The organism is uncultured Parabacteroides sp. (assembly GCF_905196875.1).
Lineage (GTDB): Bacteria > Bacteroidota > Bacteroidia > Bacteroidales > Tannerellaceae > Parabacteroides.
Map to the genome: position 1 here is coordinate 1 of NZ_CAJJWO010000101.1, position 14,863 is coordinate 14,863.

Here is a 14,863-nt window from a genome sequence, read left to right on the forward strand (position 1 = left end):
TGATACATTATATTCAGAGAAGAATCCGCCATTCATCGCCGCTGTTATAGGGCGTGTCGGGTCCATCTTCTTTACAACGTCGTACATACGGCGAACCATTTCGCATCCGTTTTCAGTACCCTGCATCGGCTCTTCGTTGAATACGGACCAGAGGATTACACTCGGGCAGTTACGGTCGCGTCGAACCTGCCATTCCAGTTGCCGTACATATTCGGGAGATGTGTTGAACAGTCGGTTTTCATCCAGTAGCATGATTCCCATGCTGTCGCAGGCAGCCATAAATTCTTTGGGCACCGGGTTATGCGCAACACGATAAGCATTAACACCCATTTCCTTCAATTTACGCAGGCGGAATTCCCATAAAGCATCCGGAACAGCTACGCCGACTCCGGCATGGTCCTGATGATTACATACGCCTTTTATTTTGATATTTTCTTCATTCAACCAGAATCCGGTTTTGTTATCGAAACGGATAGTCCGGAAACCGCATCTGGTTTCCACCTTATCCGATTCGGTTCCATTTTGCTTTACAACGGTTTTAACCTTGTAAAGTGCAGGACTGTCCGGCGACCAGAGTCGAGGGTCGGACACTGCCAGTGAGAGATTGGCGATACCCTCTCTCAAAGCCCCTACAGAAAGCTTTTCTGTTTGTGTTGTAAGTAGTTTCCCGTCTGGGGTAAATAAAGTAACTTCTACTTCTCCGCTTGCCGAAAGTTTTCCGCTATTATATAAAGATACTTCTACCGGTATTTCCCATTCCTTCTCTGATTTCTTCACAGGATTGGCAAAAACACCGTCAGTGATGATATGCAGAGGTGAACGTTTTACCAGCCAGGTATGGCGGTAAATACCGGCTCCTTCATACCACCAGCCCTCCTGGGCATCCGCATCCACACGTACGGCAATGGTATTTACATCGTCACCATAAGTTGCATAGGGAGTGATGTCTATATACATTGACGTGTAGCCGCACCAGTTGCGATGCAGTACGGTTCCGTTTACCCAGATCGTTGCATGGGTTGCGATACCGTCAAACTGTATTTCCAGATGTTTTCCTTTATCTTCGGGAGACAGTTTGAATTTACGGCGGTACCAGCCGAAACCACGGTTGTAGTATCCTTGCGAAAGATTAGCATCAGGGTCTAGGTTTCCTTCAATTGCCCAGTCGTGAGGAAGGTCTACGATGCGCCAGGAAGAATCGTCGTAGTTCGGGGAAGCGGCTCCGCTCACATATCCGGCTTTGGCGTTCCGGTAAGTGGCATTATGTCCTTTGATAACAGGGTAGGGAATATCTCCCAAATGGAAGCTCCAACCTTTATCCAAAGACAGGACTTCGCGGGTGGTTACTTTTTCCTGTGCATAAGCCTGCAAAGAGAAGCTGATGCATAAAAGAAGTAGAAAACTTTTGAGTGTTGTCATAGTTTTTGTTATATTTTATTTCTAAGGATATTAGTGCTCAAAAATAGTGAAATATACAGTTTGTTTTCCTATTTACTTGGATAAAAAGCTACGCAAAGGTTTTCGTAGCTCATTTGAAGTTTAGTTGCAGCCATCCGGCAACATCACCATCTTCGGCAATATAAGCATCCAGGTATTTTGTCCTGTTTGCATCATAATTCAGATAGAACTCATTGCCTGAATCGGAATAGTTAGCAATCAGGAAGGAGACATATTCCGGTAGCACCCAGGCTCTCAGATGTTGTTTTCCATTTGACTCTATAGTGACTGTATCTCCTTTTTCATTTATGAAATTCCCGGTTATTATATACTGTTTGGTTGACCTGAAATCATTGGAGCCATATTCATTACCGTCTCTGCTGTAACTGTGCTTAGGGATGACTCTTTGTGCCAGATAATTACTTGAGGTTTCCGGGTAAAAGGCTTTTGCAATACCTTCTGTACGTCCGATATGGTCGTCCGGATAAACACTCCACAAGGATTTTCGTTTCCACCCTAGTGTATTGTACGCTTTAGGTAGATTGAACCCTATCCCGATCTGACGAATGCCATTGCCGATTTTGGAAATATTCAGGACATAGTCGATGCGGAGTCTTTCGTCGTTATCAATGGAATATACTAATTCTACCGGATTTACACCATATTTACCGTGTATTGTAATTGAGATGCCATTCTCTGTATGTTCCAAGCTTTCGGATTCTAGTGTCCAGCCGGTCAGGGGGGCAGAGGTAAAACCGACTTCTTCTCCCGAACGCTCCTGTGGTATGTAATTGATTACTTCATTCTCTTTCAAATGAGGAATGGCATACATATTTACCGGCCCGGTTATAATTTGTTCTCCTTTTTTCTTTACAGAGACTAGCATACCGGTCGTCCGGGAAAAGGTATATTGAATATCTTTTGAAGTAATCTGGTATAAAGAATCCGAGGATATGACTTTTACTTCTCCTTTCGATAATCCGGGCATGGGGTAATAAGGTAAATAGTGTTTTGGTATTTTCCAGATAGCCAGGTCAAACCCCCGTCTGTCTCTCATCGTGATTGTGAGGGTATCTCCTTTTACGTTGTGAGGTATGCGGAGAGTTCCCTGCGTTCCGGGAGCCATATCGATTTCTGTCATCCCTTGCTGATCCATATCTTTCCATAACATTTCTATTTGGTTGGCATTTTGTGTGTTGTAGCGGTTTTCAAGAGTGATCAGTGTTTCATTACCGGAACTTTGGAAATGCTTACTGGTCACAATAATAGGAGAGTAGCTCATTTTCATATGCCAGAATTCCGGCTTTTCCCTTCTGAATCCGTCGACTACTCCCCAGGGGCCATACCCACAGGGCTTGTTTCCTTTCGGATAAAACATTTCATCGGTACATCCCCAGATACCTAATCCGGTAATAGAGGGAGATTCCTGAATAAAGTCGACGAAATATTTAAGATAATCCCCCCACATATCCCTTAGTCCCGGATCAGTTATGTTTTCGGAAGTGTTATAGCAATTCAAGTGAAGAGCTTCTCCGAATATGATCGGGCGGAAATAATTTTCGAATGCCATAAGCCCTTTCCAGCCGGGATAATGCTTGGTTCCGATGTCGGTTGCTTTTATAATTCCGTGTGTTTCAGAATGGGAGAATTTAACCGGAATATCAGGTGTTAACTCTTTGGCCAGAAGTAAACTGTTATAAAATTTAGGTTTCCAATCGCTTTCATTTCCTAGCGACCAGAGTAAAATACAAGGATGTGACCGGTCTCTGGTTACCATCGATTTGAAGCTATAGAAAATCTGATGAATCCGGTCGTATGAATCTTCTCCGGATTCCCAGCAGACGGGAGCCTCATCTTCTACAAAAATACCGTAACGATCGCATAGATCCAGCATATAACTGTCAGGGGGATAATGCGAAGTGCGGATGAAATTGCAATTAGCATTACGCAGTTGTTCGATATCCCGGTGTAAAGAGGCAGTATCTTTTATGGCACGTCCATCGTAAGCAGAGATATCATGGCGGGAGACACCCCTTAGTTTAACCGGCTGATTATTTACATATAATATATTTCCTTTTATTTCTATTTTCCTGAAGCCGAAGTTCTTTTTTATGACCTCAGTCTTTTCATTGTCCTTAAACAGTGCGACTTCAACAGTATATAGGAAAGGGGTTTCTGCATGCCATAACTTGGGGGTATTTATAATGACCGGATTTAATTGTTTAAGTCTCATTTTCTCATTGTAGACTATTTTTTCATTCATGGGTAAGCCTTCTATACCTCTTTCTTTTACTGTTACTTCAACTTTTTGATTTTTCTGTTTACCGGATAATGAGACATGTATATTCAATGTGCCCTGATCCAGGTTGTCTGATAATTTTGCGTCACAGTACAGATCGTTGATATAGGTTTGAGGTACCGAAATCAATTCGACCCCACGTAATATTCCCCCTGCCTGGTGTTTGGCATAATGGGAGATTTTTGATATTTCACTTGCCAGAGATTCGCTTCGTACATAAACCATCAACTGGTTTTTCCCTGAAGAAAGATAAGGAGTCAGCTCTTTTTCAAACTGTGTCATTGATCCGATATGCCCTCCTACATATTTCCCATTAAGAAAAATCCGGCATTCACTTTCTACAGCTCCGAACCGGAGTAATGTTTTTTGATTTATCCAGTCGGAAGGTAGAGAGAATTCTTTGTAATATCCGGCCCATTTTCCGGGTTCTACCTGGAAAGATTCCATATACCATTCCGAGGGAACATTGATGGTATGCCACTGGGTATTTGTTTTCTTTTTCCCATCAAACGGACTGTCTATTTTGTTTGTAAATAGCCAACTCCCATTTAATGATATGCTGGTTTGTTTGACTCCTTCTACGAAAGTAGGGATTGGGGTATGTATGCTTTTTGTTTTTTCGCTTAGAACAGGGTATAAGGTCTTAACTGTTCTAAATGTAAATATAGAATCATTTTGATGAGCATTTGTATAAATGCCCATCAAAATAAATAGAATAACAAAATAGAGTTTCCTGATTTTCATCCTTTGATTTTATAGTATTCAGATCTTTATTGATTCTTTACATCAAACCGATATTCTTGTTTTACTTTAATATTAGACATTGAGGGAACCACACATTCTGCCGGAATCACATTATTTTCAAAGTAAATAGGTGCATCAGCCGATTTCAATCCATCTATACGGATAACCATCGGATTAATATCAATGGCTTCGTTCAAGCGACTCAGGCTGACTATCCATTCTGTTCCGTCATAGTAGGAGTCTGCTACCAAATTCCCATTTAGATAGGTGTTGGCTACGTCTCCCTGGTAAGAAATATACATGCGGGTTTCCTCATCGCTACAAACGGGTGCAGGAGCTTTTACTTCGTAGAGTCCCAGATGTTCTTCCGGAGCAAAAGCGGAAGGTTTTTTCTTCCCGGTTGTTGGAACTACAGGTTTGTTGCCGGCTGATAACCAGGTTGGATCGGTGTTCCAGACGATACGTTTACCATTTTTGAGGAGAACTTCAATTTCCGCACTGATTTCTTTGTTGTCAGGAAGAGTAAACTCAATCGTGTTATCACCTTCTTGAACAAAGGTTGTTACATTGGCATAGGAATAATCTCCTATAACCGTAGTTTTCGTTTCTTTTCCGTTGATCTTGCAATTTGCTGTTTTCAGTGATACATAACGTAAATAAGCCCGTTCTACCTGCGAGAAAGTATTCAGTGAGAACTGGCGTTTGACGATGTTCCCTTCTGCCGGACGTATCCACTGACTTTCCTCCATAGGAGTAATCTGCCGGAATGAGGCGTGTAAATTACGCGCGTCACTACGGAACGTTTGCTGTTTGAAGTTACCGTCTTTATATATCCAAATGTCTGTCGACGGTTGATCGTCTATCAGAGTGATCTTATCGTTATCGCAGATTAATGAGGAGTTGGTAATAGAGACAAACTCTTTGCCTTTAACAGTTCCTTTCCAGATATGATCCGACTCTTCTTCTGTAAGTGTAATAAAACGTACTATAGAGCCATTCTCTTTTGTAATTTCTATGACACACTCTTTTCCCGGGGTTAATTGATTGACGAAATATCCATCCTTCTCTTTCCGGTAAGTACCGTTTTTCACATCTATCTTCCGGATATCTTTATTTTCTATTAAATATTCTCCCGGTATAGCATCATCTTCGAAGAAGAAATAGGTATTGTTATTTCCTTCTTTCATGGAACATATTGGCTGTGTCGTTGAATATTTCAGCAGGATATTGCTCAATTGCTGATTGAACGGCCAAAGAAAGTAAGTGCCGTTTTTCACTGTTACCTTTTGGCGTGGAATGCGCAGGATCTCATTTTTCAGTTTGATGGAGAACTGAACATTTTTATAGTCTTTCCGGCTATGTTTATACAGATAATTTGAACAGAACAGATAACCGGTAGTTTCGTTTAGTCGTACTGCCCATTGTAAATTATTCCTGTCCTGATTGCTTGTAGGAAGATAGGCTACAGCCGGGGCGAGCGCTGTTCCAAAATCATTCATAAAATAGTTATATTTCTTTGTTTCCTGCATGACTGTTCCCAAAGTGCCGAATTCACGGATTGGCGCCTGATAATCGTAACTGACACGAGGGCCGGATGATTGATAGGTACTTACTTTGCCAACAGGGTTGGTGCCGCCGGTGTACATATAATATCCCATCATATTGGCTCCGCATCCCAAACGTAGGTTGATATTTTCGCCTGCCATTTCTTCCGGAACAACAGCCCGGCGTTGGTAGAAGGCTGTGGTGCCTACACCTATTTCACAGGTAAAGAAGGGGGAGTCATTATTTTCTCCGCTCAATGACTCAACATCTCCTTCTATTTTGATAATATCGGTACCGATATTATCCGAAAGACGATTGTAAGTGAAGAATTCAAAATTAGAAGTTGGTATCTCATTCTTTCCGGAAGCAGTCCAGGGAGCCTCGATATAGAAACCAGCATAAGGTATAATTTCTCCTTTCGGATATTCGCTGTCCATCCAGTGGGTCATAGAATAAACAGGAACATCAAATCCTATTTCTACAGCCATTTTTTTCAAATTGAGCAGATGTGAAATGATCATTCCGGGACGTACATATTCGTTTTCCAACTGAAGTGCCATGATAGGGCCGCCGTCTTTCCACAGTAATCCTTTTACCTGGTCGTATACAGCCTGATACCACCTGCGTGTATATTCAAGATATAAAGGATCGTTTGAGCGGGTTACCAGATTTTTATTATTGACGATCCAATCCGGTAATCCACCGTTCTTTATCTCTGCATTGCAGTAAGGACCGAAACGTAGGTGCACTTTCATGTCCAGCTTTTTACACAACTCGACAAAACGACGGAGATTAAGCTGTCCTTCCCAGGATAGTTCGCCTTCAAATTCTTCGTGAAGCGACCAGATACAGTAAGTAGCTACAATATCGATGCCGGATGCTTTCATTTTCAATAATGCATCTTTCCAATATCTGGAGTCCATCCGGTTGTAATGGATTTCTCCCATAACAGGAAGTTGAGGGATACCGCCTTCTTCCATATACAGGTTGTTTACACGGATTTCCTTTCCTGCTGTACCGGGGTTTCCTAATTCAAGGTATTTTACAGGTATAGGAGTAATATGACTCAGGTCTATTTTATATTGACTGTAGACAGGAGACAAAGCAGCCATTGATAGACACGCAATAATCAAGTATTTCATTCGTATGTTTTTTAAGATTAGTATTTTGAAAGAGGGGGATTATGGGCTGTATTAGTATACAAGCTTTTATAATTCCCCTCTTTTGAGTAATAATTACTTATTAATTGCAATAATGTTGATCTTCCATTCAATATTGGAGCCATCAGCAGCTACAACAAGATAACTAAATTCTTTTCCTGAAAAATCTTCGGGAGTTCCTAATACCGGAGCTCCATTAAGGGGACGGATCGATGCTCCTGCTGAAATATCTGTCAGGCAGACTATGTTGGCCAATGATACTTTTTCCCGTATTTCAGATGTGAATTTATCTGTTACAGCTGGTACGGTTATTGTACAACTGATCGCATGATCTGCTATTTTATTGTCAGCAGTCAACTCTACAACTCTTAGCTGTTCTGCGGCTTCATCCCACCAACGATATTCGAATTTCACGTTCGTGATTTCAGCTTTATCTGAAGTAGGTAGATCGTCTAATCCCATTTTAAGACAGGAAGAGATAGAGATCACGAACAGGATATATAAAGCGAATCTTACTATATTTTTCATGTGATAATGTTTTTATAGTTTTGTTATTGATTTATAGTTTATTACCAACCGGTATTCTGATCCAGATTCGGATTTTGCTCTATCTCTTTCTGAGGAACAGGCATCAGATAACGTTTGGATGTAAAGACACGTATATTATCTGCTTCGTTGAACGGAAGGTCGATAATTCGGAATGATTTGCCATCAGCCGCAATTTCAATAGCTTTATGAATAATGGTCAGCTCTTTCACGATGGATAAATTGTCTGCTTTACCCCATCTCAGCAAACTCCAGTAACGGTCTCCTTCCATAGTCAGTTCGACACGTCTTTCTCTTTTGTACGCTTTCCATACATCTTCTAAAGACATCCCGTGTGACAAAGCTGGCAATCCTCCATGTGTTGTACGCGTTTTATTGATGTAGTCGATAGCTGTATTGATCTCTCCCTGTCTTAACAAGATTTCCGCATAGTTCAGGTAAGATCTTCCCAGACGCAACAATACATAATGATAATTGGTCGGTTGATCGTTCAAAAGTCTCTTTGCTTCGTATACGCATTTACGGTAGATATAGCCTGTTTTCGTCATACCCCAGTCGCCGCCACCCAGAGCAGATGCCCAGTTCAGATTACCGCCGAGTCTGGTCCATACTTCATTTTTGAAGAACATGGTGGAGTCGTAGACGATGCTTGCATAAAAGCGATTGTCACGGTTCTTATAAATGGCATCGGAAACGTATCCTCCGTTTTCTTGGAAGCTTTTATAATAAGAAGTTTGATCCCAATCTTTAGCTTTACCATCTTCATCTATCACCTCATAAGCATTGACAAGGTCAATAGAAGGCATTTGCTGAAGCCATCCGGCGAATTCCTCTACGAATGCAGGTACAGTACCCGGTTTTACTTTGTTATTGTCTGTGTTGGGTACGAGTTGCTGCATCCAGGTATCTGCAAAGTTTGTAGCATCAGCATGTTTCCACTGAGCTAGGATGATCTCTTTGGAACTTAATGATTGATTGAAATCATTAAACATTCCTTGATAATTCTCGTCTAGCTCATAAGTGCCTAATTTAAAGAGACTTTCACTGGCTGTTTTAGCAATAGTATAATATTCGTCCTGTCCTGACTCAATATAAGCGGCACCATGTAGTGCAGCCTCAGCCAGTAATGCATAGGCAGCTCCTTTGGTGAGCATACCCTGTTGATTGGTCAGTGTCTCTGGCAAATCATTTGCAGCCTCCTTTAAGTCATTCAGAATAAAGTCGTATGTCTCTTTAATTGTTGCAGTTCTTGAAAACTCCATATTCTCATCCGGATCGAGCAAGCGGTCTACAATCATTAATTTTCCGAACCAACGGGCTCTTGAAAAATAGATCATAGCTCTCATGGCTTTAGCTTGTGCTATGAAATTAGCTTTTTCCGAATCAGATAAAACCGGTGACTCAGGTGCTTTTGCTATGATCATATTGCATCTTCTGATGTTTTCATAAACCTTCAGATCATTATTGATCCTGTTCCAACCTACGTCAAAATAACGGTCCATTTGTTCCTTATTAAAGGATATAATGGAAGAATTAGGCTCAATGACACTGTTGTCCGTATATTCGTCTACCATGATCATCAAATCAGTGGCTTTCCGGAGTGTAGTGTAAGAAAAAGCCTGGATCAGGTCTGCATTGTTCCACACGTCCTCTTCCGAGTATTTATCCAATGGCCCTTTATCCAACACATCGTTGCACGAGAAGCACAACAGGGAGAGTAGAGTAGCTACAATTATATTTTTGATATTCTTCATATTGTTATCCTCCTTTATTAAAATCCGACTGTTAAACCAAATGAAATTACTCGCTGTACTGGGTATGCGCTACCGTCAGTTGCGATGATATCCCCATCATCATTATAATTAGGGGTTTCCGGATCATAGAATTTACTTATTCCTGAAATAGTGAATAGGTTGGCTCCGGTAAGATTTACTCTACACATATTCAACCAAGGTGTATTCTTTAATACACTGTATTTTAAATCATAAGATAATTGTAAATTCTTCAATCTCAGGAAGGAGGCATTTCTCAGCCAAAAATCAGACTTTTGAATATTGTTATCTCCGTTTCTGGATGTCGCTGCTGTTAGGCGTGGAAATTCAGCCTGTCTATTGTCTTCCGTCCAATAATTCAATTGCTCTTTATAATAAGGTTTCACATCTTTGTAATTGAAACCTAACTCCATATTACGTTTTCCTGTTCCGTATAGTAAACCTGATAAAGAGAAACCTTTATATCCGAAAGAAAAATCAAAACCATATGTGAAATGAGGCATAGCCGCATTCCCAACCCGTGTCTGGTCCTGGTCATCGATTTTACCGTCACCGTTAATATCTTGATAAGCGATATCTCCGAATTTTAACTCAGAAGCTTGTGGGCGACGTGGCGAGTTCAGTATCTGTTCTTCTGTTTGGTAATATCCCTGGGATATTAATCTGACATCATAGAAATCAGTTTGATTTGTGACTCTTTTCCACGGGTTCACCAGGTCGGACATGGATTCATCGGCTTTTACTTTCCATAGATTATTGAAATAAGTCATATTGAAGCCCAATTCATAAGTAAAATCTTTACCGGCTTTATCTCCCCAGCACAAAGAGAATTCAATACCTTCTCTTCGTTGTTCACTATCCGATTTTATCTGCGGAAGATCTTTTCCCAATGGAGTTGTATATCTGTCTCCCGGGCTCATCAATCCACCTTTGGTTACATAGAAGAAATAATCGGCGGTTCCTTTCAGTCTGTTATCCAGAAAGTTCATGTCGATACCGTAGTTAAGGGAGTTACGGGTGTACCAACTTAACAAGTTCGGTGAAACCAATTTACCTTCACTGAAACCGGATTGTAAGTTTCCTCCTACAACGATGATGTTTTTATCCAGATCGTAGACCGGCATGTAGCCAAAACGGTTAACTCCATTTTCTGTACCTGTCTGACCATAGGATGCACGTAGTTTGATCAGGTCTACAGCTTTCCAATTCCAGTTTTTGAAGAATGGCTCTTCGCTAAGCGCCCAGGCTACGGCACCGGACGGGAAAAATCCCCAACGATGTCCTGGAGCAAAGTTGTCTGAACCGTCGTAACGGAAACTACCTTCTATGATGTAACGGTTTTTATAGTCGTATTTCAGAAGGCCTACAACGCCCATTCTACCTCCTTCTTCTCCGCTACCGTCATTCAGAATGCCTACTGGTGAGCCGGCAAATAACTGATCGACTGCTGATGATAAATAATCTTTACGGGATGTCCAGAAGTTGTCTCCATTATTTTCAGCAACAGTAAATACGGCTTTAGTATCGATTGAATGATCGTTGTTGAATGTATTCATATAGGAAGCGCTTACTTCAAAATTATAGGATTCCTTGAAGTCTGCCGTTTCTTTCAATGTCGGTTTGGCAACCGGATATGCCGCTCCATTCGGATAGAATTGGGGAGCACGGGTATTGAATGCTTTCGAGAATTCGTCACTGACCCTGTAATTGAACATTGTTCCTAAAGAGAATCCTTTTACCCACGGTAAGTCCCAGTCCGCAACTAATTGTGTATTGATATATTTTTTATTGTTTTTGTAATAACCCGACCGGTCATCCATATCTACCAAAGGATGATCGGTTGCAGAAGAATAGCTACCGTCTTCATTGAATGCCGGAGTAAGAGGTAACTGTCTGTATAAATGCCCCCAGATTGTCCCGGAGCTTACATAGGGTCTGTTTTTCTTCTCTATGGCTCCGTTCAGATTAAGACCGACAGTAAGACCTATTTTGTCGAAAGTGGTGTTTACATTACTGCGTATAGTATATCTATTGTAGTCTAATGCATTGGAAGTAAACAGGCTACCCTGATCGATCATACCCAGTGACAAATAATAATTCACGAGTTTTCCGCTTCCGTTCATTGAAAGGCCATGACGGTATTGGGGAGCGAAATTCTTTAGTCCCAGATCGAGCCAGTCAACATCCGGATAGAGCGGGTCCGTTTGGTTCAGGATCTTGTTCATTTCTTCCTCACTATATTGATGGAAAGCAGGAAGACCATCATACATTGCTGCTTTGTTCTGGGTATCAGCATAGGTATATGCATCCATTTTCTTTATCAATGTGGTAGGTTGACTATATTCCGCATTGAATGTATAAGTGATAGATGTCTTACCTTGAGAGCCCTGTTTTGTTTTTACCAGAATAATACCATCTGCAGCTCTTGAACCATATACGGCCAGTGATGCCGCATCTTTCAGGACTGACAGACTTTCAATATCTACCGGATTTAACGTATTGAACTCCCAGGATGTACTGATAACTCCGTCGATTACATAAACCGGATCACCACCACCGCGGATAGAGATCTTTGCATTGGAACCGGGTTCACCTCCCTGATTCTGCACGATAACACCGGTAGCACGTCCCTGTAATGTCGAACTCATATCGTTAAATGGAAGATCCTGTAGCTTTTCCCCTTTTACAGCAGTAACAGCAGAGGCCATCTTTCGTGTCGATGTCGTACCATAACCGATTACGACAATTTCATCCAGAACTTTAGTGTCCTCCTTTAGCACAAATGAAAAATCTTTTTTGTTCCCGACACGAACTTCCTGAGGAAGATAACCGATATATGAAATTAAAATCGATGCGTTACCGGGTACATTCAAGGAAAATTGCCCGTTAATATCTGTAACTGTACCAATTGTAGAACCTTTTACTGATATATTTGCGCCAATAATTGGTTCCCCGCTATTATCAGTAACAATACCTTTGATTTGTTGATCCGGTTTTACTTGCTCTTTATTATCTGTTATGGGTATTATTAAAATATGTCCATCTTCGATCTTATAAGTCAGTCCACTTCCGGATAAGATTTCATCCAGAGTACTTGATAAAGATTTTTGTTGCCCCTTTGTCTCTATTTTCTTGTTAATATCAAATTTGCTTTGATTGTAGTCGACAGACAGGTTTGTTTGCTTCTCTATCTCTTGAAAAACTTTTTGCAGGGTAGTAGCTCCTTTGGGGATACTGATTTTTTGATTTTGACTATAAGCACTTCCCGATGCAGATAAACAAAGAGCAAGTACAAATATTTTACTGTTTTTTATAGGTACAACAGGTACCCTTTTATAATTAAAAGTCATACTTTTGTGTATTAGATTTTTACTGTGAATGTGAATAAATTCTTTGATGTTTTATTTCAGAACAGGATTAGATCTATTTCGGATGCCGGAAAGCTGCTGTGAGAGGTACTTTCCGGTGTCTTTTTGTTAGCGTACCACCCCCTTTCCGGCTTTAAACAGAAGGATTTGTTTCCCTTCTATTTTATAATTGATATTCCCCGCTAATTGGGCAAATATGAACATGGCGTCTTCTACCGTTTCATGTTGCTTAAATTTCATAGTAAATAAATCGGAAGTGTCAATTTCCGGACTCAACTTGATTTGAACGTTGTATTTGCGTTCCATTGTGGTTAATATTTCATGTAATGGTTGATTGGCAAAGCGCAATTCTCCTTGTGTCCAAGCAGAACAATCACTGGCTTCAACCCAGTTGATACTGAATGTTTGGTTTTGCTCATTATAAACGACTTGTTCGTCCGGTTTCATAATTATTGCTTTTTCCGGTTCATCATTTTTATAAATTTTGACAGAGCCGTTTTCCAAAGTTGTGGTGATGCGTTCCTTATCGGGATAAGATTCAATGTTGAACTTTGTTCCCAATACTTCTACTTTCAATGGACCGGTACTCACTATAAAGGGTTTGTGCGGATTTTGGGCTACTTTGAAATTTGCCTCTCCGCTTAGATAGACCGTACGTTTCTTTTCAGAGAATTTACGCGGATAAATAAGTAAACTACCGGAGTTTACTTGTATAAATGATCCGTCAGGTAATTCTATCGTCTCTTGTTTTCCGTTAGGTACATAACATTCTATCATTTCTGGCTCTGCGTATTCGCTTTTTGTCAGCCACCAGGCAGCCATGCCTGTCACTAATGGTAATATAAGGATTGCCGCATAGCGTATCAAACGAGTTTTTAACGGGACTTTAGGAGTACGATCTTCCGCATGATATATTTTTTGTATGGTTTTTTGAAGGGACTGGTGTATGTCTTTATCTGGTTTGGCTTCAGTTTCTAACCATATTTCTCTCATAGCCGATTCTTTTTCCGGAATACTATCGCTACTGATTAACCAATTCCGTATTAAATGGCGATGTGCTGACGGAACCGTATGATCTGTCAGACGCCGCAATATATTATAAACTCTGTTTTCTCGCATCTCACTATATGTCTATATATAGTAAGACTACAAAAAAGAAAAGTACACGTAGTCGAATTTCAAAAAAATAGCAAAAGGATAGAAATAACTTTACGCAAGTCTGATAATGCGGCAGAAATATGTGTTTCCACCGTTCGCTTACTGATATTTAACTGGAGGGCTATTGCATCATTACTAAGTCCTTGTTTGCGACTCAGACAGAATATTGTTTTCCGCTGAGGAGGCATTTTTTCAATAGTCACATCTATCAGTTCTTCCAGTTCTTTTGCAAAGATCAGTTCTTCCAGTTCATCTATGGATGGAATATGATTATGATCTGTATCAGAGATCGGATCGGGAATATAAGTCCGATTGAGATAAGTATAAAGGGCGTTTTTTGCCATTCGATACAGATAAGCGTTTAAATTTTCTACCCGGGTGAGTAATTGGCGATTCTGCCATAACTTAACAAACACATCCTGAGCGAGGTCTTCTGCTTCAGCTTCATTATCCAGAAATCCCGATAGAAATGACTTAAGTTTGGGAAAATAAAGTATGAAGAGATCATTAAATGCTTTTATGTCCCCGTTACTTAAATCCGACAACTGTTCTTTTTCAGTCTTTCTATTTTGCATGAATGAAAATTAAATGGGATATTTAAGATATACCATTTTAAGATGTGATCTTTCTTATATTTAATTATAGGGGCAAATGTAGGAAAAAATAGGAACTAGTGTTTGATGTGTGGAGATAATTCTAAAGTTTCTCAGGTTTAAAAAAGCCATCCGGTTATCCGGATAGCCCTTTTCTTATCGCTTCTCTTTTATTATTCAGGTCGCGGAACGACCATATAGTCTTTCTCCCATTCTTCGTACCGGGCTACCATATCCTTTA

Annotated in this window: 8 protein-coding genes; all 8 read right to left on the reverse strand. The window is 40.5% G+C overall.

Annotated features, from left to right (window positions below; all coding sequences use genetic code 11):
- On the reverse strand, positions 1–1,419 hold a 1,419-nt coding region (locus QZ076_RS20540), incomplete at its 3' end, for a glycoside hydrolase family 2 TIM barrel-domain containing protein (RefSeq protein ID WP_293716899.1).
- A gap of 109 nt (positions 1,420–1,528) precedes the next feature.
- On the reverse strand, positions 1,529–4,480 hold the full coding sequence (locus tag QZ076_RS20545; protein ID WP_293716901.1) for a glycoside hydrolase family 2 TIM barrel-domain containing protein: 2,952 nt from the start codon (positions 4,478–4,480) through the stop codon (positions 1,529–1,531).
- A gap of 26 nt (positions 4,481–4,506) precedes the next feature.
- Positions 4,507–7,167: a beta-galactosidase gene (locus QZ076_RS20550; RefSeq protein WP_293716903.1), complete on the reverse strand. Its 2,661-nt coding sequence runs from the start codon at positions 7,165–7,167 to the stop codon at positions 4,507–4,509.
- A 93-nt stretch (positions 7,168–7,260) separates the two neighbouring features.
- The gene (locus QZ076_RS20555) at positions 7,261–7,713 is read right to left on the reverse strand and encodes a hypothetical protein (protein WP_293716905.1); all 453 of its coding nucleotides are present in this window, start codon (positions 7,711–7,713) and stop codon (positions 7,261–7,263) included.
- Between the two features lie 41 nt (positions 7,714–7,754).
- Positions 7,755–9,485 (reverse strand): RagB/SusD family nutrient uptake outer membrane protein, encoded by a 1,731-nt coding sequence (locus QZ076_RS20560; protein WP_293716907.1) that lies wholly within the window; start codon positions 9,483–9,485, stop codon positions 7,755–7,757.
- A gap of 17 nt (positions 9,486–9,502) precedes the next feature.
- Positions 9,503–12,853 carry a TonB-dependent receptor gene (locus tag QZ076_RS20565; protein WP_293716909.1) on the reverse strand — a complete coding sequence of 1,117 codons (3,351 nt, stop codon included), beginning with the start codon at positions 12,851–12,853 and terminating at the stop codon, positions 9,503–9,505.
- A 126-nt stretch (positions 12,854–12,979) separates the two neighbouring features.
- Positions 12,980–13,990, reverse strand: coding sequence for a FecR family protein (locus QZ076_RS20570; protein WP_293716911.1), 1,011 nt, complete (start codon positions 13,988–13,990; stop codon positions 12,980–12,982).
- A 59-nt stretch (positions 13,991–14,049) separates the two neighbouring features.
- Positions 14,050–14,604 (reverse strand): RNA polymerase sigma-70 factor, encoded by a 555-nt coding sequence (locus tag QZ076_RS20575; RefSeq protein ID WP_293716913.1) that lies wholly within the window; start codon positions 14,602–14,604, stop codon positions 14,050–14,052.
- Positions 14,605–14,863: the final 259 nt, after the last annotated feature.